The sequence below is a fragment of the Methylobacterium crusticola genome (assembly GCF_003574465.1).
Lineage (GTDB): Bacteria > Pseudomonadota > Alphaproteobacteria > Rhizobiales > Beijerinckiaceae > Methylobacterium > Methylobacterium crusticola.
Genome location: NZ_KZ984618.1, coordinates 1 through 25,717 on the forward strand (window position 1 = coordinate 1; position 25,717 = coordinate 25,717).

Sequence of the window (25,717 nt, forward strand, 5' to 3'; positions counted from 1 at the left end):
GTCGCGCCCCGCCGCCGACGGCCCGCGCGCCCCGTCGGGCGAGACCCCGGCGGGCGGGACGCCGCTCCCCGCCGGCGCGGCGCGGGCGCCCGACGGCGAGGGCGAGATCCTGGCGGCCCTCGGCGCGGGCGGGCTCGAGGTCCACCTGCAGCCGGTCGTGAGCCTGCCGCAGCGCAAGGTGACGTTCTACGAGGCCCTGGCGCGCCTGCGGCTCGGCGAGACCCGGCTCACGCCGGCCGAGTTCATGCCGGCGCTGGAGCGGCACGGGCGCACCACGGAGCTCGACCGGCTGATGCTCGCCCGCGTCACCGCGGTGAGCCGCCACCTCGCGACCCGAGGCAGCGACGCGCCGGTCGCCTACGCCCTGTCGCCCGGATCGCTGTTCGAGCCGGGCTTCCTGCGGGCGGTCGCCCGCCTCGTCGACCTGCACCCCGAGCTCGCCGGCCGCCTGATCCTGGCGCTGCCGCAGCGCAGCTGGCGCAGCCTCGACGCCGAGCAGGCCGGGGCGCTGGCCGCCCTGCGCGAGCGGATCGGCCTCGCCCTCGACCGGGTCACGGACCTGCGCCTCGACCCCGGGGCGCTGGCGGCGCGGGGGGCGGGCTTCGCCAAGATCGGCGTCGGCCTCCTGCTCGCCCCGGGCGCGGCCGACCTCGCGGCCGCCCTGGCGCGGGCCGGCATCCGGGTGATCGCCGAGGGCGTCGAGCGCGAGGCCGACGTGCCGGACCTCATCGACCTCGACCTGCCGCTCGCCCAGGGCACCGTCTTCGCGCCGGCCCGGGCGGTGCGTCCCGAGGTGCTGTCGCCCCCCGCCGCGCCGCCGGCGCCCNGGCCGGCGTCGGACGGGCCGGAGCCGCCCCCGGTCCGCCGCGCCTTCCGGGACGTGCTGCGCCGGGCGGTCTGACCGCCGCCGCCCTCACGCCGCCCGGTGCGCCGGGCGCTCCTCGACCAGCGCCACGATCTCGTCCCAGCGCGACAGGAAGGCCTGCACGCAGTCGGGGTCGAAGTGCGAGCCGGACTGCTCCTCGAGGAAGCGGCGCGCCCGCTCCAGCGGCCAGCCGGGCTTGTAGACCCGGGCCGAGATCAGGGCGTCGAACACGTCCGCCACCGCGGTGATGCGGCCCGGGAGCGGGATCGCGGCGCCCTTCAGGCCCTGGGGATAGCCGGTGCCGTCCCAGCGCTCGTGGTGGGTCAGGGCGATCTCGGCGGCGAGCCGCAGCAGGCGCGAGGGGCTGTCGCTCAGCATCCGGTAGCCGCGCAGGGCGTGCTGCATCATCTCGGCCCGCTCCGGCTCGGTGAGCGGGCCGGGCTTGCGCAGGATGCTGTCGGCGACGCCGATCTTGCCGATGTCGTGCATGGTCGAGGCGAGGGCGATGTCGTTCGCCTCCTGCTCCGGCAGGCCGAGCCCGTCCGCGATGGCGATCACGCAGCCGGCCACGCGCGTGAGGTGGTCGCCCGCCTGGTCGTCGCGGGTCTCCGCCGCCAGCATCAGCCGGCGGATGGTCTCGCGCTCGCGCTCGTGGCTCTCGGCCACGGCCCGCTCGACCTCGCCCGCCAGGGTGCGGGCCTGGGCCTCGGCGGCACCCTGCGCGCGGGCGAGCGCCACGAGGTTGCGGCCGCGGATCTGGAGGTCGAACCCGTCGAAGGGCGGCAGCACCACGTCGGTGGCGCCGGCCTCGAGGCCGCGGCGGCGGGTCGCCGCGGGGTCGCCGGCGGCGAGCAGCATCATCGAGGTCCGCGCCAGGTGCGGCCGCCGGCGCAGGGCGTGGACCAGCCCGAAGCCGTCGAGCGCCGGATGGTCCTCCACCAGCACGAGGTCGGCGGCGCGCCGGGCGAGGGCGGCGAGCGCCGCATCGGCATCCGGAAGGGACAGGGTGGGGTAGGCCGTGGCGAAGAGCCGGGTCAGCGCCGTCGGGTCGGGCCGGGCCGTGACGACGACGACGGACGGTTCGGCTTCGCTGGTCATGGTCCCCGGCACCTCTTCCCCGCACCCCGCCCCGGATGTTCGCGCAGATTGCCTCAACTTGCTAAACCGATCTTTAAGCGTCCCGCCGCCCGGGCGCGCCGGTCTCCGCGCCGGCCCGGAAAAAGCGCCCGGCGATCAGGACCTTGACCCTCCCGCCCGCCGCCCGCGCCGGGCCCCCGGGCCGCGCTCCCGGCGTCAGATGGTGAAGTCGGCGGCCGGCGCGGGCAGGCCCGCGACCCGCGCCGCCTCGGCCCGGCCGCAGAGGTCCTCGACCGTGACGGCATCGAGCGCCGCCAGGAAGGCGTCCGCCGCGGCCGACACCAGGGGGTCGACCACGAGCCCGGCGAGGTCCCGGCGCGCCGTCCCGTCCGGGAACGGCCCGCGCGGGGCGCGCGCCCGCTCCTCCGGGCTCAGCACCGCCCGGGCGACGTCGCCGGCGCTGATCCGCCGGCGCTCGCGGGCGAGCTCGTAGCCCCCGTGCGGGCCGCGCAGGCCCTTGAGCAGGCCGTCGCGCACGAGGGCCTGCAGCACGGTCTCGAGGTGGCGCGGCGGCAGGGCGTGGCGGGCCGCCAGCGCCTTGGCGCTCACCGGGTGCGGGCGGGCGTGCAGCGCGATGTCGAGGAGGACCGCCAGGGCGAGGGCGAGGCGCGGCGGCGCGAGGGCGGGCAGCGGGGCCGGCTCCGCGGGTGCGGGCGGCCGTCGCGCGCCGGACGGGAGCGGTCCCACGGGTTGCGGCCTCAGGCCCGGCCGGTGGAGCCGAAGCCGCCCGCCCCGCGGGCGCTGCGGTCCGCGGGGAACGCCTCCACCACCCGCAGGGCCGGGCGCACCACCCGGGTGAAGACGAGCTGGGCGATGCGGTCGCCGGGGCGGATCGTCAGGCCGGCACCCGATCCCGGCGGGTTGCGGTTCCAAGCCGAGATCATCAGGGGGCCCTCGTAATCCGCGTCGATCACCCCGACGGCGTTGCCGAGCACGAGGCCCTCCCGGTGGCCGAGGCCCGAGCGGGGATACACCATGGCGCACCAGGCGGGGTCGCGGATCGCGAGGGCGAAGCCGGCCGGCACCAGCGCCGGCGCGCCCTGCGGCGCCAGGGTGAGGGGCGCCTCGAGGCAGGCGTGCAGGTCGAGCCCGGCGGCGAGCGCCGAGCCCCAGCGGGGAAAGCCCCAGCCGGCGAGGCGGGGATCGAGGAGCCGCACCGCGACGTCGAGGCCGGCCTCGGGCGCAGGGGTCACGCGGCGCCCCCGTCGCGGCGCGCGATCGCCTCCGCCAGGGCGACGAGGCGGCGGGCCTCGTCGGCCTGCCGGCGCAGGACCGTCCGGCCCGCATGCGCGAAGGCCGCGCGGCCCCGGTTCTGCGGCGCGTCGCCGGCGGCCAGGAGGGCGCGGGCCGCCGCGAGGGCCTCGGGGTCGGGCGCGAAGGCCGCGTCGGCGGTCCCGGCCTGCGCCGGGGTCGCCACCACGGCACCGTCGAAGCCGAGGTCGCGCGCCTGCGCGCAGGCGGCCGCGACGCCGCCCGGATCCGCCCGGTCCGGCGGGTCGAGGAGGAGGTCGAGGTCGTGCGCCCTCGCCGCCGCCAGCGCAGTCGCCAGCCAGGGCAGGAGCGGCGCCCGGTCCACCCGTCCGGGGCGCATCCGCGCCTCGCGGGCGAGGGCGCCGGCGCCGACCACCAGGCAGGCGAGGCGCGCGTCAACGTCGCGGACCGCGCTGGCGATCGCCTCGGCCGACAGGATGGCGAGCGGGGTCTCGAGGGCCGCCCAGATCCGGGTGCGCTCCGGCGCCCCGAGCCGGCGCAGGCGGCTGCCGATGCCGGCGAGGTCCTCGGGCTCCTCGACCCGCGGCACCAGCACGGCGTCCGGCGCGACCTTCGCCACCGCGGCGAGGTCGGCCTCGCCCCAGGGCGTGTCGAGGCCGTTGATCCGGACCACCACCTCGCGCGGGCCGAACCCGCCGCGCGGGCCGAACTCGCCCGCCCGCAGGGCGCCCAGCACCCGCTCCCGGCCCGCCTCCTTGGCCTCGGGCACCAGCGTCTCGGCGAGGTCGAGGATCACCGCGTCGGCGGCGCCGCGGCGCGCGGCCGCGAGGGCGGCCTCGTCGGCACCCGGCACCAGCAGGGCGCTGCGGCGGGGACGGATGTCGGTCATCGGTCGGAACTCCCCGTGTGGCGGCGCCCCATATGCCCCGGCGAGGGGGCGGGTGGCTAGAGCAAATTCCGGCGGCGCGGAGACCGGCCCGCCGCAGAAATCGCGACCGAGCAAAGACTTAGTGCCGCGGCCGGTGCGCCCGCGACGGGCGCGGCCCTCCGCGGCGCGGGGCCTGCGCGCCGGGCCCGGAGCGGCCCGGCCGGCGCCTCAGCCGAGCCGCGACGCCAGCGTCCGGGCGAAGGAATCGATGTGCGCCGCCATGGCGGCGGCGGCGTCCTCGGGCCGGCGGCGGCGCAGGGCCCGCAGGATCGCGGCATGCTCCTCCGCCACCTCGGCGAGGTGGTGGCCGGTGGCGAGGGACAGGGCCCAGAACCGCACCGAGCGGCCGTGCAGTCCGCTCAGGACCTCGGCCAGCACGGCGTTGCGGGAGGCGCGCGCGATGGTCTCGTGGAAGCGCCGGTCGCTCTCCAGGACCGCGTCGAGGCCCGCGGCCGGGGCGGCGAGCAGCGCGTCGAGGTCCGCGAGGTCGTCCTCGCCGATGCGTCCGGCCGCGAGCGCCGCGCAGGGCGGCTCGGTCAGGCGCCGCACCTCGATCAGGTGCGCGAACTCGTCCATCGAGAGCGGCTGCACCAGCACGCCCTTGCGGGGCAGGATGCGCACCAGCCCCTCGTGCATCAGCCGGTGCAGCGCCTTGTTGACCGGGGTGCGGCCGATGCCGAACTCGGCGCAGAGCGCCGCCTCGTTGAGCGCGTCGCCGGGCCGCAGGCGCAGCGCCAGGATGTCGCCCTTCAGGCGCCGGTAGGCCTGCTCGTTCCGCGAGATCGCGGGGCGCCCGCGCGCACTCATCCGGTTCACCCCTGGCCGCACCGCCTCGGCGCCCGCCATAGCACGGCTTGTGAAATTTCACAGGCATGGTACTTGCAGGCCAGCACGCCGTGCGGCGCCGTTCGGCCGCGGGAGACGAGCCATGGACAGGGTGGAACACGACGTGAGCGCGGCCGAGCTGGAGGAGGGCTACCGCAGGGCGACCCTGCGGCTGATCCCCTTCCTGGTCTTCCTGTTCATCCTGGCCTGGATCGACCGGGTGAACGTCGGGTTCGCCAAGCTGCAGATGCTGGGCGACCTCGGCTTCAGCGAGGCGGTCTACGGCTTCGGCGCCGGCATCTTCTTCGTCGGCTACTTCCTGTTCGAGGTGCCGAGCAACCTGCTGCTCGAGCGCATCGGCGCCCGCAAGACCCTGGCCCGGATCACGATCCTGTGGGGCCTGGCCTCCATGAGCCTCGCCTTCGTGCGCTCCGAGTGGGCGTTCTACGCCGTCCGGTTCCTGCTCGGCGTGTTCGAGGCCGGCTTCTTCCCAGGCGTGGTGCTGTACCTGACGTACTGGTTCCCGAGCGCGCGGCGCTCGCGCATCAACGGCCTGTTCATGACCTCGTTCGCCATCGCGGGGGTGGTCGGCGGGCCGCTCGCCGGGCTGATCATGGGCACGATGGGGGGCGTCTCGGGCCTCGCCAACTGGCAGTGGCTGTTCATCCTGGAGGGCATCCCCTCGCTGGTCGCGGGCGCGGCCGTCCTGGCCTTCCTGCCCGACCGGCCGGCCGATGCGCGCTGGCTCCCGGCCCGGGTCGCCGCCGCCATGAGCGCGCGGGTCGCCGCCGAGGGCCGGGCCGCCGGCAAGGAGGCGAGCTTCCGGGCGGCCCTGCGCGACGGCCGGGTCTGGCTCTGCGCGCTGATCTACTTCTGCATCGTCAGCGGCAACGCCACGATCGCGTTCTGGACCCCGTCGATCATCAAGGAGATCGGCATCCGCGACAACATCGCCATCGGGCTCCTGGCGGCGATCCCGTTCATCGCCGGCACCATCGCGATGATCTGGACCGGGGCGCACGCGGACCGCACGGGCGAGCGCCGCCTGCACTGCGCCGCGGCCGGCCTCGTGGCGGCGGCGGGGCTCGCCGCCACGGGGGCGCTCATCGGGCAGGCCGCGCTGGCGCTCGTCGCCCTCACGGTCGCGGCCATCGGCATCCTGGCGGCCTTCCCGGTGTTCTGGTCGCTGCCGCAGACGTTCCTGGCCGGCACCGCGGCGGCGGGCGCCATCGCGGCCATCAACTCCATCGGCAACCTCGCGGGCTTCGTGGCGCCCTACATGGTCGGGCTGTCGACGAGCCTGACCGGCACCTCGACGAACGGCCTCTACTTCGTGGCCGCCCTCGAGCTCCTGGCCGCGATCCTGGTCTTCGGCTTCGCGCGCTGGCGCGAGGGCGCGGCGGCCGGGCTGGCCCCGGCCGCCCCATGAGCCCGCGCCCGGCGCGGGCTGGCCCCAGGCCGCCTCATGAGCCCGCGCCCGGCGCCCGGGAGCCTGGCGCCGATCCTCGCCTCACCCATCGCGCGCCTCGGAGCCGGGGAGGCCTCCTCGCCGGCTCTCAGGCGCGCCAGACACGGAGCCCATCATGCTGACCTTCCACCGCAGCGCCGGCGGGCGCGAGGACGTGATCGCGGTCGCCCCGGAGACGCTGGTGATCGGGGGCTGGGCGGGGCGCGACGAGGCCGCGATCCGCCATCACATCGAGGAACTCGCCGCCATCGGCGTGCCGCGGCCGTCCTCGGTGCCGGTCTACTACCGGGTCGCCGCCGCCCTCCTGACGCAGGCGCCCGTCCTCACGGTGCTCGGTCCCGACACGTCCGGCGAGGCGGAGCCGGTGCTGGTCGCCCTCGCGGACGGGCTCTGGCTCGGGCTCGGCTCCGACCACACCGACCGCAAGGCCGAGACGACCGGCATCGCGCTCTCCAAGCAGCTCTGCGGCAAGCCGGTCGCCGCCGGCCTGTGGCGCCTCGACGAGGTCGAGCCCCACTGGGACGAGCTGATCCTGCGCGCCCACGCGGTCATCGACGGCGAGCGGGTGCTCTACCAGGAGGGCCGGCTCTCGGCCCTGCGCACCCCGGGCGACCTGATGGCGCGCCGCCCCGACGGGCCGGGCCTGCCCCCCGGCACGGTGATGTTCGGCGGCACGCTCGGGGCCATCGGGGGCATCCGCCCGGCGGCGCGCTTCGAGATGGAGCTGGAGGACCCGGTGCGGGGACGGCGCCTGAGCCACGCCTACGACGTCGCGGTGCTGCCGGTCGTGGCCTGACGGCGGTGGCGGCCTCGTGGTGGGCGGCCCTCGCGGCTGGCCCGGCGGGATTCGACGCCGGGTTCTGGGCGATCCTCGCCGTCAAGATGCTGGCGAGCGCCGCCGTCGTGGTGCTCGCCTCCTACGCGGTCGAGCGGTCCGGTCCCCTCGCGGGCGCCATGATCGCGACCCTGCCGCTCTCGGCCGGGCCGGCCTACGTCTTCCTCGCCCTCGACCACCCGCCGGACTTCCTGCGCGACAGCGCCGTGGCGAGCCTGCCGGCGATCGCCGCGACCGCCCTCTACATCGTGGCCTACGCGAGCCTCGCCCGCCGGCACGGCCTCGCCGTCGCCCTCGCCGCCGCGCTCGGCGTCTGGGTCGCCGCGGCCCTGCTCCTGCGCCAGGTGGCGGGCCTCGCCGCCGGGGCGGGCGCCACGGCGCTCGTCGTGCTCGCCTGCATGGCGGCCGGGCGCGCCATCGGGACCGACGCGGTGCCGCCGGCGCGCCGCGGCCGGCCCCGGGACGTCGCGATCCGGGCCGGCATCGTGATGCTGCTCGTCGCCGGCGTCGTGGTGGCCGGGCGGGTGGCCGGGCCCGGGGCCGCCGGCATCCTGGCCTTCGCTCCCGTGGTGATGGTGAGCCTGGCGGTGATCCTGCATCCCCGCATCGGGGGCGGGGCCGCCGCGACGGTGCTGATCCTGAGCCTGCCGGGGCTCCTCGGCTTCGTGGCGGCCCTCTCCGTCCTCGCCCTCACGGTGGAGCGGCTCGGCCCCGCCCTCGGCCTGCCGCTCGCCCTCCTGATCAACGTCGCCTGGAACGGCGCCATCCTGCTCACGCACCCGACGGCCAGACCCGTGGAGACCGACCCATGACGCCCACCCGCGACGCCGCGCCCATCCGCGACGACCTCGAGCGCCGCCTCGCGGCGATCGGCGAGCCCGCGAGCCGCCACGTCTTCACGACGCTCTACCCGGAGGCGGCCCGGGCGGCGGCCGACGCCGCCGACGCGCGGCGCCGGGCCGGCATCTCCCTCGGTCCGCTCGACGGCGCCATGGTGTCGATCAAGGACCTGTTCGACGTCGCGGGCGAGCCCACCACCGCGGGCTCGGCGCTGCGCCGCACGGCCGCGCCGGCCGCCGGGGACGCCCCCGTGGTGGCGCGCCTGCGCCGGGCCGGCGCGGTCATCCTGGGCAAGACCAACATGTCCGAGTTCGCCTTCTCGGGCCTCGGGCTCAACCCGCACTGGGGCAACCCCGGCAACGCCGCCGACCCGAGCCTGGTGCCGGGCGGCTCGTCCTCGGGCGCCGGCGTCTCGGCGGCGCTCGGCACCAGCGACGTCGCGATCGGCACCGACACCGGCGGCTCGGTGCGCATTCCCGCGGCCCTCAACGGCGTCGTCGGCTTCAAGCCGACGGCCCGGCGCGTGCCCCTGGACGGCGCCTTCCCGCTCTCGCCCACCCTCGATTCGATCGGGCCGCTCGCCCGCAGTGTCCGGGCCTGCGCCGAGGCCGACGCCGTCCTGGCGGGGGAGGAGTGGAGGCCGCTCCGGCCGGTCCCGCTGCGGGACCTGCGGATCGGGGTGCCGCGCGGCCTGCTCTTCACCGAGACCGACGCGGACGTGGCGCAGGCGTTCGAGGCCGCCCTCGGGATGCTCGGGGCGGCGGGCGCGCGGGTCGCCGACGTCGCGATCGACGACCTCCTCGAGCGGATGGCCGAGGCGACCGCCCCCGCGCCCCTGGCGTCCGTGGAGGCCGCGGCGGTGCACGCCGACTGGATCGACGCCGAGGAGGCCGCCTTCGATCCCCGGGTCCACGCCCGCATCAGCCGCGGCCGCACCGTCACGGCGGCGACCTACATCCGGATGCTGCGCACCCGCGCGGGCCTGATCGGCGCCTGCGACGACCGCCTCAGCCCCCTCGACGTGCTCGCCCTGCCGGCCACCGCGATCCCGGCGGTGCCGATCGCCGCCGTGGCGCAGGACGAGGCGGCGTTCACGCGCACGAACCTCCTGATGCTGCGCAACACCATGGTGGGGAACCTGTTCGACCTGACGGGCATCTCCCTGCCGCTCAAGGGCCGGGCGCGGCCGGTCGGCCTGATGCTGCTCGCCCGGCACGGCCAGGACCGGAGGCTGCTCGAGATCGCGGCGGCCGTGGAGGCGGGACTGCGCTGAGGCGCCGGTCCGGCTCCCCGCCGGCCGGGGACCGGCCCCGGGGAGCGCGGGAGCGGCCCTGAGGGACCGGGCGCCCCGGCATCACGGGGCGCTGGCCCCGGGGCTTCAGCCCTGCGGCTGGCCGATATGCGCCGCCACGGTCGCGACCCGCGAGCCCACCAGCTTGACGACGTGACGCAGCTCATCCCCGCTCACGCGGAAGTGCTCAGCCCAGTAGGCGCGATCATCGGGGCAGTGAATATCGATATGCTGCGCGACGCGCGGCTTCAGAGCACCGTTACTCTCGGACATGACCCACCCCTGAAGTGATGCTCGACCATGCGGCGCCGGCGCCCGGCGCGCGCACCATGGTCGCTCATCAACGTGTGCGGCCGCGGAAAGTTTCTTGTGGGACGCGTCCCGCTGAGGGAGGACGGAGCCCGGCGACCCGGCCCGGGCCGGGTCGCCGGGGGGGCGGATCGGCTATGCTGGCGGCGGCGGCCGGGTGCGGCCCGGGCGCCCGCGGCGCGGCCTCGTCCTTGCGTCCCGCCCGAGCGCCCACGCGCCCCACTCCCGCCCGAAGGTGTCCCTGCCCATGCGCCAGCCCCGTCTCGCCCTCGCGGCCGTCCTGCTCGGGGCGGCGCTGCCCCTCGCCGCCGCGCCCGCCCGTGCCCGGGAGATGCCGGAGGCCGGCAGCAGCGCCGCCTCCCGCAAGGCCAGCGTGGTGATCCTGGCGACCGGCGGCACCATCGCGGGCGCGGGCGCGGATGCCAGCAACAGCGCCACCTACCAGGCCGCCAAGGTGCCGGTGGACAAGCTCATCGCCGCCGTGCCGTCCCTCGCCGAGACCGCGAACGTCCGCGGCGAGCAGGTGTTCCAGATCGCCTCCGAGAGCTTCACCAACGCGCAGCTCGTGCAGCTCGGCAAGCGGGTCTCGGCCCTGCTCAAGCAGGACGACGTCGACGGCGTCGTGATCACCCACGGCACCGACACCCTGGAGGAGACCTCCCTGTTCCTCAACCTCGTGGTGAGGAGCGACAAGCCCATCGTGGTGGTGGGCTCGATGCGGCCCTCCACCGCCATGTCGGCCGACGGGGCGCTCAACCTCGCCGACGCGGTCGCCACCGCGGCGAGCCCCGAGGCCCGGGGCAAGGGCGTGCTGGTCACGATGAACGACGAGATCCAGTCCGGCCGCGACGTGTCGAAGCGCATCAACATCAAGCCGAGCGCGTTCTTCAGCCAGTGGGGCCCCCTCGGCATGGTGGTCGAGGGCAGGACCTACTTCTTCCGCGCCCCGGTGAAGCGCCACGGCACGTCCTCGGAGTTCGACATAGAGACGATCGACAGCCTGCCGGAGGTGGCCATCGTGTACGGGGCGGGCAACATGAGCCCCCTGCCCTACACCACCGCCGTGCAGGCGGGCGCCAAGGCGATCGTGCACGCGGGCACCGGCAACGGCTCGGTGGCGGGCTACCTCGTCGACACGCTCAAGGAGGCGCGCCAGAAGGGCGTGCAGGTCATCCGCTCCTCGCGCGTCGGCGATGGCTTCGTGCTGCGCAACGCCGAGCAGCCCGACGACACCTACGACTGGGTGGTGGCCCACGACCTGAACCCCCAGAAGGCCAAGATCCTGGCGGCGGTCGCCCTGACGAAGACGGCCGACACCAAGGAGCTGCAGCGCATCTTCTGGGAGTATTGAGGCCGGCGGGGAACCGCGCGGGCCGGCGCCCGCGCTCAGAGCGCCGCGAACCAGGCGGCGTAGGGCGTGGTGCGGGCGAGGTGCCGGGTGTAGTCGGGAGCGCCGTCGGTCCACCAGGGCGGCCCGCGCTCGCCCAGGCCGCGCTTGGCCGCGTCGACCGCCGCGCGGGCCTGCGCCAGGGCCGCGCCGCCCTGCGGCTTGGCGTCCCGCACGGCGCGGCGCGCCCGCATCAGCTCGCCGACCAGCCGCTCCCGCTCCTGCGGGTCAAGGCCGGGGTCGGCGCGCCGCCAGAGCCGGCCCCGCACCGCGATGTAGCGCCCGTCCGGCGTCACGGGCGGCGCCTCCCGGGCGGTCATGCCCGGCCCCGCTCCGGTCCGGCGCGCCGCCTTGAGGGGCCGTTAAGCCTTGGCGCGCACATTCCTCTCCGGGCACATCGACGGGCCGGCCCGCGGCACGCCGCGGCGGGGCGCCGCCGGGCCGGACCCGCGCCGGGGGACGCCATGCACATCGTCGTCGTCGATCCGAGCCGGGTCGTTCTCAAGGTCATCAGCGGCCTCCTGACGCCCCGGGGCCACAGCGTGGACGCCTTCACGGATTCCCGCGAGGCCCTGGGCTTCGTCACCGACAACGCCTCGGTGACCGCCCTGATCACGAGCCTGGAGGTGCGGCCCATCGGCGGCCTGGAGCTGTGCTGGTCGGCCCGGCTCCTCGCGGACGCGCACCGGCCGCTCTACATCATCACCATGTCGTCGGCGCGCAATGCCCGCAACCTCGCCGAGGCGCTGGACAGCGGCTCGGACGACTTCATCGACAAACCGCCGGGCGCCGAGGAGCTCTACGCCCGCCTGCGCGCCGCCGAGCGCCTGACCGGGATGCAGCGCCAGCTGATCCGCCTCGCCGAGACCGACGCGCTCACCGGGCTCCTCAACCGGCGGGCCTTCCTGCAGCGGGTGACCGAGGCGACGGACCGCGTCGGCGCGCACGGCCGGCTCGGCATGATCCTCGTCGACATCGACCACTTCAAGTCGATCAACGACCAGCACGGCCACGACGTCGGCGACGCGGCGATCCGGGGCGTCTCCCAGGAGCTCGCCGAGGAGGCGGGCGGCATCGCCGGGCGCCTCGGCGGCGAGGAGTTCGCGCTGGCGCTGCCGGGCCGCTCGCTCGCGGACGCGGAGGCGACGGCGGGACGCCTGCGGCTGCGCTGCACGCAGCTGCGCTTCAAGGGCAGCCGCGGGCCGGTGCAGCTCACCGCCAGCTTCGGGGTGAGCGAGTGGTCGGAGGGCGAGACGGTGGTGGGCCTCCTGAAGCGGGCCGACATCGCGCTCTACGAGGCCAAGACCGGCGGCCGCAACCGCGTCGTCTCGGCGGCGACCGACCTGATCCTGGCCCGGGCCGGGTAGCCGCCGCCCGGCCCCCGCGGGCGGCCCGGGCCCCGGGGACCGGGCTGCCCCATTGCGACCGGCCCGGCCTGCCCGAGCCGTCCCATTCTGGGGCGATCAGGCCGCCGGACGGGGATCCCAGATTTAGCTGACTGGGCGAGCACAACCCTGGATTCGCGACATTCTGACGCGGATTCGGCCCGCCGGACCGGTCTGGCGGGCCCGCGGGGCCCGATTCGCGGCCCCGCCGGCCGGCCGGCCTGCACCCCCGCGGCGGCTGGAACGCCGCTTGATCAGATCCCTCCGTAAGCACTGCGCATGTATCGCGCTGGGACGGAGGCAAACGGCATGAGTGAAGCCGTCAAGGTTTTGATCGTCAACGAGCCGTCGGATCTCGGCGCGACTTTCCGGGCAACGCTCGAACACGCGCCCGCACTGCGCACCGTCGATCCCGGCGAGGTGCCGGACGGGCTCGATGCGGACGCGACGGTCGCCCTGGTCTTCGCGCCCGAGCACGGCGTCTCGGCCGTCGCGGCCCTGCGCGCGCGCCACCCGGACGTGAAGGTGCTGGTGGCCTTGCTGGCGGCCGACGCCGCCGAGATCGGCCGCTTCGTGGCGGCGGGCGCGGACGCGTTCGTGGCCCGCTCGGCGGCCCCGCGGGAGATCTGCGGCGCGATCCTGGCCCTCGCCCGCGGCCTGCCGCTCCAGGGCGGCGGCGCCGAGGCGCCGGGGGACGCGGCCGCCGCCACGCTCGGGCTGACCCCCCGCGAGGCCGAGGTGCTGCGCTTCCTGAGCGCCGGTTTCAGCAACAAGGAGGTGGCGCGCCGGCTCACCGTCAGCGTCCGCACCGTCGAGACCCACCGCCTCAACTTGCGCCGCAAGACCAAGACCGGCCGCCTCAAGGACCTGGTCCAGCTCGCCCGCCAGATCGGCCTCGCGCCGGTCCTCGACAGCGATCTGCCCCGGAGCCTGCGTCCGGGCCGGCACGAGGGCCACGGCGCCACCTCGCATTGACTCAGACGCGGGTCTCCCCGCGCGACCTCCGACGACGGAGGTGCCGACCCGGGTCCGCCGCGCCGCCCGAAGCGCTGAGCGGCCCGAGGAGACGACGGGACCCGCGCGGGGCCCGGGGCGCATCCCCGGGTCCCGCGCGGGTGCTCGACCGGCGTCAGGCCGCCCGCCGCGCCGCCGCCTTCCGGGCCGGCCGGCCGTCGCCCGCCTTCGCGGCCCTGCCCGCGGGCTTGGCGCGGCCGGCCGGCCGCGCCTCCCGCTCGGCCGCGGCGGCGAGCCGCCCCTGGAGCAGGCCGAGCACCGCCGTCTCCTCGGGCCGCAGGCGGCCGAGGTCCTCGCGCAGGGCCGCCTGGACCTCCTCCTGGACCTGGAGCAGCAGCTCGCCCTCGAGGTAGCAGCCCAGGATCTCGGGGTGGACGTAGCACTTGCGGCAAATGGTCGGCGTGTTGCCGAGGCGCTCGGCGACCCGCTCGATGGCGGCCCGCACGTTCTTCTTGGCCGCGGCCTGGCTGTCGAAGGCCTCGAACTCCCGCAGGGCCAGGGCCGCCAGCACGGTGCCGGACCAGGTGCGGAAATCCTTGGCGGTGACGTCGCGGCCGGTGATCTCGCGCAGGTAGGCGTTCACGTCGGCCGAGGTGACGTCGCGCTGCACGCCCTCGTCGTCGATGTACTGGAACAGCTCCTGGCCGGGCAGGTCCTGGCAGGCCTTGACGATCTTGGCCACCCGCCGGTCCTGGACCGCGAGCTCCCAGGTCTTGCCGCTCTTGCCCTTGAAGCGGAACCGCAGCTCCCGGCCCTCGACGGTGACGTGGGGGTCGCGCAGGGTGGTGAGGCCGTAGCTCTTGTTCTGCCGGGCGTAATCGTCGTTGCCGACCCGGATCAGGGTCGTCTCCAGGAGGTGCACGACGGTCGCCAGCACCTTCTCGCGGGGGAGGCCGCGCCGGCCCATATCCGCCTGCACGGTCGCGCGGAGGCCCGGCAGCGCGTCCGCGAAGGCCATCATGTGGGCGAACTTGCTGCTCTCGCGCGCCTGGCGGAACTCCGGGTGGTAGCGGTACTGCTTGCGCCCCCGGTCGTCGCGCCCCGTGGCCTGGATGTGGCCCTTGGCGTGGCGGCAGATCCAGACGTCGGTGTAGGCGGGCGGGATCGCCAGGGCCTTGATCCGCGCCAGCACGGCCGCGTCCCGCACCCGCGCGCCGGCGGCATCGACGTAGACGAAGCCGCGGCCGCTCCGCTTGCGGCGGTAGCCGGGCTCCTCGTCGCTGACGTAGCGCAGGCCCGCCTCGCGGGCGGCGTCTTTGGTGTCGACGCGATCCTCGGCGACTGCGTCCGCCGATTCGGGATCCGACAGCATGGGGCAAGGCCTCACGGTTCGTTGGTGTGCTTCAACTGAGGCCCGCCGGGCCCGGTTCCTGACGAGGCCTGCGGCAAGACCTCGTGGCCCGGGGAAAACACCTCGTGGCCCGGGGAAAACACCCCGTGGCCCGGGGACGGGCCTCGCGGCCCGCGGGGCCGCGCCCGGCCGGCGGATTGGCCGCGACGCCGGGCCCGGGGCGCTGTAGGGAGGGGGCCGGGCAGGCGGGGGACGATCGGGGTGGAGCCAGGGGACGCCGCGACCGCGGACGCGACCGGGATGCCGGGGCGCAGGACGATCGCCTTCGTGGTCACGGAGGACTGGTTCTTCGCCTCCCACTTCCTGCCGCTCGCCCGGGCGGCGGTCGCGGCCGGCCACGCCGTCGCGGTGGTGACCCGGGTGCGGGCCCACCGGGACGCGATCGCCGCCACGGGGGCCCGGGTGGTGGCCCTGGAGGCGGAGCGCTCCAGCCTCAACCCGATGGCGGCCGGCTACGCCGCCGGCCAGCTCGCCGCGATCCTGACGGCGCTCGAGGCCGACCTCGTCCACTGCATCGCGCTCCGGGGCATCCTGGTCGGCGGGGCCGCCGCCACCCTGGCGCGCATTCCCCGGCGGGTCTACGCGCTCACCGGCCTCGGCCTCATCGGGGCGCGCCGCGACGCGGCCGGGCGCCTGGGGCGGACGGCCCTGCGCCACTTGATCCGCGGTCCGCTGGAGACCGCCCGCACCCGGTACCTGTTCGAGAACCCGGACGACGCCGCGCTCCTCGGGCTCGACCCGGCCGACACCCGCGTCACCGTGGTGGGGGGCGCGGGCGTCGATCCCGCGGCCTGGACGCCGAGGCCCCTGCCGGCCCAGCCGCCCCTGCGGGTCGCCCTCGTCGCCCGCATGCTGTGGTCGAAGGGGGTCGACACCGCGGTCGCGGCCGTGCGCCTCGCCCGCGAGGGCGGCGCCGCCGTCGCCCTCACCCTGCACGGCGCCCCGGACCCCTCGAACCGCCGCGCGATCCCCGAGGCGACCCTGCGGGACTGGTCCCGCGACGGCGTCGCCTGGCACGGGCCGACGGCGGACGTGGCGGGCGTGCTCGGGGCAAGCCACGTCGCCTGCCTGCCCTCCCGGGGCGGCGAGGGCCTGCCCCGCGCCCTCCTGGAGGCGGCCGCCTGCGGCCGGGCGATCGTGACCACCGACGTGCCGGGCTGCCGGGCGCTGGTGCGGGACGGCGTCGAGGGCCTCGTGGTGCCGCCGGACGACCCCGCAGCGCTCGCCGGGGCGCTCGCGCGGCTCGCCGCCGATCCCGCCCTCGTCGCCCGCCTGGGCGAGGCCGCCCGCGCGCGCGTCCTCGCCGGCGGCTTCACCGAGGCGGCGGTCGCCGGGGCGGTGCTGCGGATCTACGCGGACCTCGCCTGATGCGCCCCGGCCCGACGCGAGCCGGCCCGGCGGGCCCCGCCTGATGGAGCCAGCGGCGTTCATCCGGGCCCATACCCGCCTGCGGCCGGTGCCGCACGCGCCGGCGATCCGCCTCCACGTCGCCGACGAGGCCACGGAATTGTGGAGCCGCACCGAGGAGGAGCTCGGCGCGATCGGCCTGCCGCCGCCCTTCTGGGCCTTCGCCTGGGCCGGCGGGCAGGCGCTCGCGCGCTACGTCCTCGACCATCCCGAGACGGTCGCGGGCGCGCGGGTGCTCGACTTCGCGTCGGGCTCCGGCCTCGTCGCCATCGCGGCCGCGATGGCGGGGGCGGCCGCCGTGCGGGCGAGCGACCTCGACCCCTTCGCGCTCGCGGCGATCGGCCTCAACGCGGCCGAGAACGGCGTCGCCGGTCGCGTCGAGGCGGCGGCGTCCGACCTCGTGGGCCGCGACGAGGGCTGGGATTGCGTGCTCGCGGCCGACATCTTCTACGAGCGCGACCTCGCGGCCCGGGTCTCCGGCTGGCTCGAGGGGCTCCACGCCCGCGGCGCCCGGGTGCTGATCGGGGACCCGGGCCGGGCCTACCTGCCGCGGAGCCGCCTCGTGAGCCTCGCCACCTACGCGGTGCCGGTGACCCGGGCGCTGGAGGATGCCGAGATCAAGGAGACGGGGGTGTGGCGGTTCGCGGCGGGAGGCGGCCCGGACGCCCCGGCGGCGGCCCGCATCGCCGCCGGCCGGGGCCCGGTCAGACGTACATCGCCTTGAGGTCGAGGGTGCTCTCCCGGCCGACGGCGTCGTAGTGCTGGGCGAGCCAGGCCCTGGCGGCCTCCCGGCCGGTGTCGCGCAGCGTCAGGAAGAACGGCCACTGCGCCTTCTGCTTGGTCGAGGCGGCGAAGTCGTCGAGGCCGCCGCTGCCGTCGATGCGGTGCAGGAGGAGCGGCTTGTAGCTGTTGCTGCGCCCCAGGGCCCCCTGGTCGATCAGGTCGCCCACGAAGTCGATGGCGCGCAGTTCGCGCAGCAGGTTGCCGTTGAAGGTGATCTCGTTCAGGCGGTCGCGGATCGCCTGCGGGGTCCGGGGCGTCTCGCGCCGCTCGATCGGGTTGATCTGGACGAGCAGGATGTCGCGGGTCTCGGCCCCGTGGTAGAGCGGGTAGAGGGGCGGGTTGCCGAGGTAGCCCCCGTCCCAGTGCGGCACGCCGTCGATCTCCACCGCCTGGAACACCGTCGGCAGGCAGGCCGAGGCCATGACGTGGTCGGGCGTCAGGTCGGGCCGCTCGAACACCGCGATCTTGCCGGTCCAGACGTTGGTGGCCGAGATGTAGAGCTGCGCCGCCCGCGAGGTCCGCAGCGCCTCGAAATCCACCTTGTCGACGAGGGCCCGGCGCAGCGGGTTGATGTTGAGCGGGTTCGACGTGTAGGGGCTCGACACCACGTTCCAGAACGCCCCCACGGGCGTGCGCTTCCAGAAGCTCAGCACGCCGTCCACCACGGTCTGCTGCGCGTGGCTGAGGTCGGCATCGAGGCTGACCTCGCGCCAGAACGCCTCGAGCTGCGAGCGGGCGCCGTCCGGGCCGTCCTTGATCCAGCCGTCGACCAGGAGGACGGCGTTCATGGCGCCGGCGCTGGCGCCCGTGATCGCCTCGAAGCCGAGGCGGCCGTCCTCCAGGAGGGCGTCGAGCACGCCCCACGTGAAGGCGCCGTGGGCGCCCCCGCCCTGGAGCGCGAGCGCCACGCCCTTCTCGGCCCGCGGGCCGAAGAGGCCGCGCCCGGCCCCCTCGCCCGAGCCCGGGCCCGCGGCCGCCTCGATGCCGACCGGATCCGCCGCGGCCGGGCTCTGCGTCGTGTCTGTGCTCATCATGGCCGAGATGTGGTGTGTTGCATCGCAATAGCAATTGGTGCAGTGCAAAGCCGCACCCCGCGCGAGGGTTCCGGCCTCGACAGGCCGGCCCGGATGCGACATGAAGCGGCGCCCCGGTGCGGGGGCCCGCACCCGCGCCGGCGGCCCGCCGGGCCGTGGCGCGCGCGGCACGCAGGCGGCCGGATCGGCCGGATCCGGGCCCGCGGCGGCGTCACATGCTTGACGCGGCGCGCGCGCAGGATCAGCTAAGCGTTTCTGGTCGCGACCGAACCGACCCCGAAGGGACCCGATGGAAGCCATGGAAGCCCTCGCCGCGCTTGCCGGCGACCCGGCGGACGCCGCCCCCGAGATCGCGGGGCCGCGTCCCCGGCACCGCACGGTCGGCGTGCGGATCGGAGACGGCGAGGCCGCCGTGACGATGGGCGGGGGTGCCCCGATCGTCGTCCAGTCGATGACGAACACCGACACCGCCGACGTCGACGCGACGGTGGCGCAGGTCGCCGCGCTGGCGCGCGCCGGCTCCGAGGTCGTGCGCATCACGGTCGACCGCGACGAGGCCGCCGCCGGGGTGCCGAGGATCCGCGAGCGCCTCGACCGCATCGGCGTCCACGTGCCGCTCGTCGGCGACTTCCACTACATCGGCCACAAGCTCCTCACCGACCACCCGGCCTGCGCCGAGGCGCTCGCCAAGTACCGGATCAACCCGGGCAACGTCGGCTTCAAGGAGAAGAAGGACCTCCAGTTCGCCACCATCGTCGAGCAGGCGGCGCGCTACGGCAAGGCGGTCAGGATCGGCGCCAACTGGGGCTCCCTCGACGAGGCGCTCCTGACCCACATGATGGACGAGAACGCCCGCTCGGCCCGGCCCCGCGACGCCCGCGCGGTGATGCGCGAGGCGATGGTGCAGTCCGCGATCCTGTCCGCCGACCGGGCGGTGGAGATCGGCCTGCCCAAGGACCGCATCGTGCTCTCCGCCAAGGTCTCGGCGGTGCAGGACCTGATCGCGGTCTACCGCGAGGTCGCCCGGCGCTCGGACTACGCCATCCACCTCGGGCTCACCGAGGCCGGCATGGGCTCGAAGGGCATCGTGGCCGCCTCCGCGGCGATCGGGGTGCTGCTCCAGGAGGGCATCGGCGACACCATCCGCTACTCGCTGACGCCCGAGCCCGGCGGCGACCGCACCGTGGAGGTGAAGGTCGCCCAGGAGCTGCTCCAGACCATGGGTTTTCGCACCTTCGTGCCGCTGGTGGCGGCCTGCCCGGGCTGCGGCCGCACCACCTCGACGGTGTTCCAGGAGCTCGCCCGCGACATCCAGAACTGGATCACCACCTCGATGCCGGAATGGCGCAAGACCTATCCGGGCGTCGAGGGGCTGAACGTCGCCGTGATGGGCTGCATCGTCAACGGGCCGGGCGAGTCCAAGCACGCCGACATCGGCATCTCGCTGCCCGGCACCGGCGAGACGCCGACCGCGCCGGTCTTCATCGACGGCAAGAAGGCCATGACGCTCCGCGGCGCGACCCTCGCCAAGGACTTCGAGACCATCGTGATCGACTACATCGAGCGCCGCTTCGGGCAGGGGCGGCGCAGCGCGGCCGAGTAGCCGCGGCGGGCCGCCGCGGCGCGGGGCGGCCCGCCTTGCGCCCCCCCGGGCCCGTGCTACAATCCTGCCACATTCGGGATCGGCGACGGACGCACCCGATCCCCAAGGACTGAGCCCGCCAACCGGCCCCGAAGCGCGCTTGGCGGCACTCGCGGCCTCCGGCGGGCGCACCCCCGATCAGACATGACCCAGTCAGCCGCACCCACGGGCGGACCCGTTGCGCCGCCCGAAACACTCACCCCCCAGAGCGGAGGCCCGCCGACGCCGGCCGGCAGCGTCGACGAGGCCGAGGGCCACGGGCACGCCCGGGCGAGCTTCTGGACCCTGTTCCTCGGCTCGGTCGGCGTCGTCTACGGCGACATCGGCACGAGCCCGCTCTACGCCTTCCGGGAGGCCCTCGCCCCCGGCCGGGCCGACGGCGTCCTGACCGCCGAGGAGGTGCTCGGCACCGTCTCGCTGCTGCTCTGGGCCCTGGTGCTGATCGTCACCGTCAAGTACGTCATCCTGCTGCTGCAGATGGACAACAAGGGCGAGGGCGGCATCCTCTCGCTCATGGCGCTCGCCCGCAAGGCCCTCGGCGGCTCGCACATCGTGTTCATGCTGGGGCTGTTCGGCGCCGCCCTGTTCTACGGCGACGCCATCATCACGCCGGCGATCTCGGTGCTGTCGGCGGTCGAGGGGCTGAAGCTCGTCACGCCGGCCCTCGAGCACTACGTCCTGCCGATCACCATCACGATCATCGTGCCGCTGTTCCTGGTCCAGAGCCGGGGCACCAGCCGGATGGCGACCTTCTTCGGCCCGATCATGCTGGTCTGGTTCGCCACCCTGGCCCTGGCGGCCCTGCCCCACATCGCCCGCACGCCGGGCGTGCTCTGGGCGCTCAACCCCTGGCACGCGGTGCACTACCTGCTCGGCCACGGCACCGGCGCCCTGGTGGCCCTCGGCGCGGTGTTCCTGGCGGTCACCGGGGCCGAGGCCCTGTTCGCGGATCTCGGCCATTTCGGCCGCCGCCCGATCCAGACCGCCTGGATCGCCCTCGTGGGCCCGGCCCTCGCCATCAACTACCTCGGCCAGGCCGCCCTGGTCCTGGCGAACCCCGACACGACCGACCCCTTCTACCAGCTCGTGCCCGAATGGGGCCTGCTGCCGATGGTGCTGCTCGCCACGGCGGCGACCGTCATCGCCAGCCAGGCGGTGATCACCGGCGCCTTCTCGCTCTCGCGCCAGGCGGTGCAGCTCGGCCTGCTGCCGCGCCTCGAGATCCGCCACACCTCGGAATCGCATTCCGGCCAGATCTACCTGCCGCAGATCAACACCCTGCTGATGCTCGGCGTCGTGGTGCTGGTGATCCTGTTCCGCTCCTCGAGCGCGCTCGCCTCGGCGTACGGCATCGCGGTCACCGGCACGATGCTGATCACCGCGGGCCTCGCCTTCCTGGTGCTGTGGCGGACCTGGAAATGGTCGCCGCTCGCCGCCGGCGCCGCCATGGTGCCGTTCATCGCCGTCGAGCTGCTGTTCCTGGCCTCGAACCTGCTCAAGGTGTTCGAGGGCGGCTACATGCCCCTGCTGCTCGCCGGCGGCCTCGTGCTGCTGATGTGGACCTGGGTGCGGGGCGTCACCATCCTGTTCAACAAGACCCGCAAGACCGACGTGCCGCTGACCGAGCTCGTGGCGATGCTGGAGAAGAGCCCGCCCCACCACGTCAAGGGGACGGCGGTCTTCCTCACCAGCGACCCCGAGACCGCGCCCGCCGCCCTGCTGCACAACCTGAAGCACAACAAGGTGCTGCACGAGAAGAACGTCGTGCTCACGGTCAAGACCATCGACCTGCCGCGCCTCGCCGACGCCGACCGCATCCGGATCGAGCCGCTGGGGCCGCATTTCTGGAAGGTCGTGATGAAGTTCGGCTACATGGAATCGCCGAACATCCCCCGGGGGCTGGCCCTTCTGCGCAAGCAGGGCTTCAAGTTCGACATCATGGCGACGTCGTTCTTCCTCTCCCGCCGCTCGATCCGGCCAGCGGCGCAGTCCGGCATGCCGCTCTGGCAGGACCGCGTGTTCATCACCCTCGCGCGCAACGCCAACGACGCCACGGACTTCTTCCAGATCCCGACCGGGCGCGTGGTCGAGGTGGGCACGCAGGTGACCGTGTAGGCGCGCGGAGGGGCCGGCGCCGTAGGCGCGCGGGGCCGGCGCCGGCGGGGCCGTCCCGCCCCGGTTCCCCCGGCGCCCAACATGCTCTAGACGGGCGGCCGACCTCCCCTCCTGCCGAGACCGCCCATGTCCGCCGCCCTCCGTCCCGTCCCGCGCCCCGGCGTCCTCGCGATCGAGGCCTACGTCCCGGGCAAGAGCGCGGCCCCGGCCGGCGTCAGGCTGCACAAGCTGTCGTCGAACGAGACGCCCCTCGGCCCGAGCCCGGCGGCGGTCGCGGCGGCGCAGGAGACCACGGGCCACCTCGCGCTCTATCCCGACGGCAGCGCCCAGGCGCTCAGGACCGCCATCGCGGCGAAGTACGGCCTCGACCCGGAGCGGATCGTCTGCGGGGCCGGCTCGGACGAGCTGCTGTCGCTCCTCACCTACGCCTACATGGGACCGGGGGAGGAGGGCCTGTACTCGCAGTACGGCTTCCTGGTCTACCGCATCGCCATCCTGGCGGCGGGCGGCACGCCCGTGGTGGCGCCGGAGCGCGACCACACGGCCGACGTCGACGCGATCCTGCGGGCCGTCACGCCGCGCACGCGCATCGTCTACCTCGCCAACCCCAACAACCCCACCGGCACCTACCTGCCCTTCGACGAGGTGCGGCGCCTGCACGCCGGCCTGCCCGGGGACGTGCTGCTGGTGCTCGACGCGGCCTACGCCGAGTACGTCCGGCGCAACGACTACGCCGCCGGCCTCGAGCTGGTCGCCGAATCCGAGAACGTCGTCATGACCCGCACCTTCTCGAAGGTGTACGGGCTGGCTGCCCTGCGCATTGGCTGGATGGTGGCGCCCGCGGCCGTCGCCGACGCGGTCAACCGCATCCGCGGGCCCTTCAACCTCGGCTCGGCGGCGATCGCCGCCGGCGCCGCCGCCGTGGCGGACGACGCCCACGTGGCGGCGGCGGTCGCCCACAACGAGGCCTGGCTGCCGAAGGTCACGCGGGCGATCGAGGCGCTCGGCCTCGCCGTCACCCCGAGCGTCGGCAACTTCGTGCTGATCCACTTCCCCGAGGCCGCCGGCCGGGGCGCCGCGGAGGCGGACGCCTTCCTGACCGCCCGCGGGCTGATCCTGCGCCGCGTCGGCGCCTACGGCCTGCCGCACGCCCTGCGCATGACCATCGGCTCGGCGGAGGCGAACGAGGCGGTGGTCGCCGCCCTCGGCGCGTTCGTGGCGGGGCGCTCCGATGCCTGAGGCGGACGCCGCCGGGCGGCCGGCCCCGTTCCGGCGCCTGGCCCTGGTCGGGCTCGGGCTGATCGGCTCCTCGATCGCCCGCGGGGCCCGGGAGGCCGGGCTGGCGCGGGAGATCGTGGCGATCGACCGCGACGCGGGCGTGCGGGAGCGGGTGCGGGCGCTCGGGATCGCCGACGTCGCGACGGCCGACCTCGCCGCGGGCGTGGCCGGGGCGGACCTCGTCGTGCTGTGCGTGCCCGTGGGCGCGGTCGGGCCGGTCGCGGCCGCGATGGCGGGCGCCCTCGCGCCCGGCGCCATCGTGTCCGACGTCGGCTCGGTCAAGGGCGCCGTGGTGGCGGCCGCCGCGCCCCACCTGCCGGGCCACGTCGCCTTCGTGCCGGCCCACCCGGTCGCCGGCACCGAGCATTCGGGGCCGGATGCGGGCTTCGCCAGCCTGTTCCACGGCCGCTGGTGCATCCTCACCCCGCCGGAGGGCACGGCGCCGGCCGCGGTCGCGCGGGTGCGGGCCTTCTGGGAGGGCCTCGGCTCGGTCGTCGAGACCATGACCCCGGCCCACCACGACCTCGTGCTGGCGATCACGAGCCACGTGCCGCACCTCATCGCCTACAACATCGTCGGCACCGCCGCCGACCTCGAGGCCGTGACCCAGTCCGAGGTGATCAAGTTCTCGGCCGGCGGCTTTCGCGACTTCACCCGCATCGCCGCCTCTGACCCGACCATGTGGCGCGACGTCTTCCTCACCAACAAGGACGCCGTGCTGGAGATGCTCGGCCGCTTCAACGAGGACCTGGCGGCCCTGGCCCGCGCCATCCGGTGGGACGACGGCGAGGCGCTGCACGCGCTCTTCACCCGCACCCGGGCGATCCGGCGCGGCATCGTGGCCGTGGGCCAGGAGACCGCCGAGCCGGATTTCGGCCGCCGCGGCGCCGGCCCGGGCCCGAAGGCGCCGGGGTGACGACGCGCCGGGACCGGCGTCCCGCGCGGCGGAACCCTTTCCCGTCCCGAGCTTTGCCATAAGCGTTGCCGTTTCGCCGCCGGTGCCCGATACTCCCGGGCGAGGGCCGGCGTGACGAATCTGTTGGTGAAGTGACCATGTCTGCTCGATCGAACTGGGGCCGCGGTCTCCTGGTGGCCCTGATCGGCGCGCAGGGGGCGGCCTGCGCGTCGCTGCCGCGCACGCCCTACACGGCCGCGGAGGCCGCCGTCGCGACCGTGCCGGGCCAGGAGCCCGGCGTGCGCTTCTGGGCCGACGGGACCGCCCGCAGCTTCGCCCAGGTGACCGAGCGGGTGGCCTCGCTGCGCGAGCCCTTCAGCTACCTGGCGCTCTCGGGCGGGGGCGGCGACGGGGCCTACGGGGCCGGCGTGCTCAACGGCTGGAGCGAGACCGGGCGCCGCCCGACCTTCACCATCGTGTCCGGCGTCTCGACGGGCGCGCTCATCGCCCCGTTCGCGTTCCTGGGGCCGGCCTACGACCCGAGCCTGCGCGACATCTACACCAGCGGCGCGGCCGCGGGCCTGGTGCGCTCGCCCAACCCGCTCAACATCCTGCTCGGCGACGGACTGTTCGGCGACCAGCGCCTGCGCGACCTCGTCGGGCGCCACGTCACGCCCGAGATGCTGGCGGCCGTCGCGGAGGAGCACCGGAAGGGCCGGCGCCTCCTCGTGGTCACCACCAACCTCGATTCGCAGCGGGCGGTGATCTGGGACATGGGCGCCATCGCGGCGAGCGGCCAGCCCAACGCCGCGACGCTGTTTCGCGACGTGCTCACCGCCTCGGCGAGCGTCCCGGCGGTGTTCCCCCCGATGCTGATCGACGCCCAGGCCGGCAACCACGCCTTCCAGGAGATGCACGTCGACGGCTCGGTGGTGACGCCGGTCTTCACCCTGCCGGAGGCCTTCCTGACCCAGGACGGCCGCCTGGGGGCGAGCCGCGGGCGGCCCAACATCTACGTCATCATCAACGGCCGCGTCGAGCCGAGCTTCGACGTGGTGCCGAACGGCACCCTGCCGATCGCCACCCGCTCGCTCTCGACCGTGGGCCGCGCCCGCTCCCGCGCCACCCTCGCCAGCACCTACGCGTTCGCCCGGCGCAACGGCATCGGCTTCCACCTCACCTACATCGACCAGCGCATCCCCGAGGTCTCGGCCGCGCAGGGCTTCGACACCGCCTACATGCGCCGGCTGTTCGACGACGGCTATGCCAAGGCCCGCACGGGCGCGCCCTGGCAGACCACGCTCCCGCGCGAGGGCGAGCCGGCGGTCGAGCCGCAGGCCATGGCCCTGCGCTGACGTGCTCCCCGCGCGCCCGGCGGCGCGCGGGGCTCCATCGGTCGAGCCCGCGCCGCAGCACGCTGCCGGGCGGACCGGCATCGGGTCCGATCGGGGTGAGGTCGCGCGGGCGCCGGCCCGGAGCCGTCCCGGCCCGGAGCCGGCCCGGCGATGCAGGCACCGTCGTAGCCGATCCGCAACGCTGCCGCCCGGGAACCCGGTGGCCTGCCGCGAGGAAATTCGGGCCGCTCGGAGGTCCGCAAGGGCGGGTCCGCGGGGTGGCGCGCGGCGCCGCACCGGGCGGCGACGGCGAGGCCATCATGCGCGAGCCGTCTCCCGCGAGGCGGCCCGATCCCTGGCCGGCGACGCCACCGTCGAGGAG

The 25,717-nt window shown here is 75.5% G+C and carries 24 protein-coding genes; 15 read left to right on the forward strand and 9 right to left on the reverse strand.

Annotated features, from left to right (window positions below; genetic code table 11):
- On the forward strand, positions 1–826 hold an 826-nt coding region (locus DT057_RS01620; RefSeq protein WP_244937328.1), incomplete at both ends, for an EAL domain-containing protein.
- A gap of 87 nt (positions 827–913) precedes the next feature.
- Here DT057_RS01620 and DT057_RS01625 read toward each other — a convergent pair.
- The 5 genes from DT057_RS01625 to DT057_RS01645 form a co-directional block, all read right to left on the reverse strand.
- Entirely contained in the window at positions 914–1,963 is a 1,050-nt protein-coding gene (locus DT057_RS01625) for an HD-GYP domain-containing protein (RefSeq protein ID WP_128560382.1), read from the reverse strand.
- A 195-nt stretch (positions 1,964–2,158) separates the two neighbouring features.
- Positions 2,159–2,632 (reverse strand): RrF2 family transcriptional regulator, encoded by a 474-nt coding sequence (locus DT057_RS01630; RefSeq protein WP_128560411.1) that lies wholly within the window; start codon positions 2,630–2,632, stop codon positions 2,159–2,161.
- A gap of 68 nt (positions 2,633–2,700) precedes the next feature.
- Positions 2,701–3,195, reverse strand: a complete 495-nt coding sequence (dut, locus tag DT057_RS01635) for a dUTP diphosphatase (RefSeq protein WP_203236158.1) — start codon at positions 3,193–3,195, stop codon at positions 2,701–2,703.
- Positions 3,192–4,103, reverse strand: coding sequence for an HpcH/HpaI aldolase/citrate lyase family protein (locus tag DT057_RS01640; RefSeq protein WP_128560383.1), 912 nt, complete (start codon positions 4,101–4,103; stop codon positions 3,192–3,194). Before DT057_RS01640 ends, dut begins: the two co-directional genes overlap by 4 nt.
- 207 nt (positions 4,104–4,310) lie before the next feature.
- Positions 4,311–4,949, reverse strand: a complete 639-nt coding sequence (locus tag DT057_RS01645; RefSeq protein ID WP_128560384.1) for a GntR family transcriptional regulator — start codon at positions 4,947–4,949, stop codon at positions 4,311–4,313.
- A gap of 121 nt (positions 4,950–5,070) precedes the next feature.
- Here DT057_RS01645 and DT057_RS01650 point away from each other — a divergent pair, with 121 nt between their 5' ends.
- From DT057_RS01650 to DT057_RS01665, 4 genes are all read left to right on the forward strand, one after another.
- A complete protein-coding gene (locus DT057_RS01650; RefSeq protein WP_128560385.1) occupies positions 5,071–6,396 on the forward strand; it encodes an MFS transporter in 1,326 nt (441 codons plus the stop codon).
- 154 nt (positions 6,397–6,550) lie between these two features.
- Positions 6,551–7,231 carry a DUF2848 domain-containing protein gene (locus DT057_RS01655; RefSeq protein WP_128560386.1) on the forward strand — a complete coding sequence of 227 codons (681 nt, stop codon included), beginning with the start codon at positions 6,551–6,553 and terminating at the stop codon, positions 7,229–7,231.
- Between the two features lie 5 nt (positions 7,232–7,236).
- Positions 7,237–8,082, forward strand: a complete 846-nt coding sequence (locus DT057_RS01660; protein ID WP_238313845.1) for a hypothetical protein — start codon at positions 7,237–7,239, stop codon at positions 8,080–8,082.
- The gene (locus tag DT057_RS01665; protein WP_128560387.1) at positions 8,079–9,383 is read left to right on the forward strand and encodes an amidase; all 1,305 of its coding nucleotides are present in this window, start codon (positions 8,079–8,081) and stop codon (positions 9,381–9,383) included. Before DT057_RS01660 ends, DT057_RS01665 begins: the two co-directional genes overlap by 4 nt.
- A gap of 105 nt (positions 9,384–9,488) precedes the next feature.
- On the opposite strand, the gene DT057_RS01670 is transcribed toward DT057_RS01665, so the two are convergent.
- Positions 9,489–9,674 carry a DUF3606 domain-containing protein gene (locus tag DT057_RS01670; protein WP_128560388.1) on the reverse strand — a complete coding sequence of 62 codons (186 nt, stop codon included), beginning with the start codon at positions 9,672–9,674 and terminating at the stop codon, positions 9,489–9,491.
- 283 nt (positions 9,675–9,957) lie between these two features.
- On the opposite strand from DT057_RS01670, the gene DT057_RS01675 reads away from it, so the two are divergent.
- Positions 9,958–11,061, forward strand: a complete 1,104-nt coding sequence (locus DT057_RS01675; protein ID WP_128560389.1) for an asparaginase — start codon at positions 9,958–9,960, stop codon at positions 11,059–11,061.
- Positions 11,062–11,096: 35 nt separating this feature from the next.
- Here DT057_RS01675 and DT057_RS01680 read toward each other — a convergent pair whose 3' ends face one another.
- Positions 11,097–11,417, reverse strand: a complete 321-nt coding sequence (locus tag DT057_RS01680; protein WP_128560390.1) for a hypothetical protein — start codon at positions 11,415–11,417, stop codon at positions 11,097–11,099.
- A 144-nt stretch (positions 11,418–11,561) separates the two neighbouring features.
- Here DT057_RS01680 and DT057_RS01685 point away from each other — a divergent pair, with 144 nt between their 5' ends.
- Positions 11,562–12,464, forward strand: a complete 903-nt coding sequence (locus DT057_RS01685; RefSeq protein WP_128560391.1) for a GGDEF domain-containing response regulator — start codon at positions 11,562–11,564, stop codon at positions 12,462–12,464.
- Positions 12,465–12,791: 327 nt separating this feature from the next.
- A complete protein-coding gene (locus DT057_RS01690; RefSeq protein ID WP_128560392.1) occupies positions 12,792–13,457 on the forward strand; it encodes a LuxR C-terminal-related transcriptional regulator in 666 nt (221 codons plus the stop codon).
- 154 nt (positions 13,458–13,611) lie between these two features.
- On the opposite strand, the gene DT057_RS01695 is transcribed toward DT057_RS01690, so the two are convergent.
- Positions 13,612–14,808 (reverse strand): DNA topoisomerase IB, encoded by a 1,197-nt coding sequence (locus DT057_RS01695; RefSeq protein WP_128560393.1) that lies wholly within the window; start codon positions 14,806–14,808, stop codon positions 13,612–13,614.
- A 279-nt stretch (positions 14,809–15,087) separates the two neighbouring features.
- On the opposite strand from DT057_RS01695, the gene DT057_RS01700 reads away from it, so the two are divergent.
- On the forward strand, positions 15,088–16,215 hold the full coding sequence (locus DT057_RS01700) for a glycosyltransferase (RefSeq protein WP_128560413.1): 1,128 nt from the start codon (positions 15,088–15,090) through the stop codon (positions 16,213–16,215).
- Between the two features lie 43 nt (positions 16,216–16,258).
- Positions 16,259–16,978 (forward strand): class I SAM-dependent methyltransferase, encoded by a 720-nt coding sequence (locus DT057_RS01705; protein WP_128560394.1) that lies wholly within the window; start codon positions 16,259–16,261, stop codon positions 16,976–16,978.
- Here DT057_RS01705 and DT057_RS01710 read toward each other — a convergent pair.
- Complete coding sequence (locus tag DT057_RS01710; protein WP_128560395.1) at positions 16,959–18,071, reverse strand: patatin-like phospholipase family protein; 1,113 nt, start codon at positions 18,069–18,071, stop codon at positions 16,959–16,961. The two genes, DT057_RS01705 and DT057_RS01710, sit on opposite strands and share 20 nt — an antisense overlap.
- Positions 18,072–18,360: 289 nt before the next feature.
- Between DT057_RS01710 and ispG the strand changes: the two genes are divergently transcribed.
- The 5 genes from ispG (at position 18,361) to DT057_RS01735 (ending at position 25,356) form a co-directional block, all read left to right on the forward strand.
- Complete coding sequence (gene ispG / locus DT057_RS01715) at positions 18,361–19,674, forward strand: flavodoxin-dependent (E)-4-hydroxy-3-methylbut-2-enyl-diphosphate synthase (protein ID WP_128560396.1); 1,314 nt, start codon at positions 18,361–18,363, stop codon at positions 19,672–19,674.
- Positions 19,675–19,857: 183 nt separating this feature from the next.
- On the forward strand, positions 19,858–21,828 hold the full coding sequence (locus DT057_RS01720) for a potassium transporter Kup (RefSeq protein WP_128560397.1): 1,971 nt from the start codon (positions 19,858–19,860) through the stop codon (positions 21,826–21,828).
- Positions 21,829–21,954: 126 nt separating this feature from the next.
- Entirely contained in the window at positions 21,955–23,067 is a 1,113-nt protein-coding gene (locus DT057_RS01725) for a pyridoxal phosphate-dependent aminotransferase (protein ID WP_128560398.1), read from the forward strand.
- Positions 23,060–24,022, forward strand: coding sequence for a prephenate/arogenate dehydrogenase family protein (locus tag DT057_RS01730; RefSeq protein WP_128560399.1), 963 nt, complete (start codon positions 23,060–23,062; stop codon positions 24,020–24,022). The genes DT057_RS01725 and DT057_RS01730 overlap by 8 nt, the downstream gene beginning before the upstream one ends.
- A gap of 137 nt (positions 24,023–24,159) precedes the next feature.
- Positions 24,160–25,356 carry a patatin-like phospholipase family protein gene (locus DT057_RS01735; RefSeq protein ID WP_128560400.1) on the forward strand — a complete coding sequence of 399 codons (1,197 nt, stop codon included), beginning with the start codon at positions 24,160–24,162 and terminating at the stop codon, positions 25,354–25,356.
- The last annotated feature ends 361 nt before the right edge of the window (positions 25,357–25,717 follow it).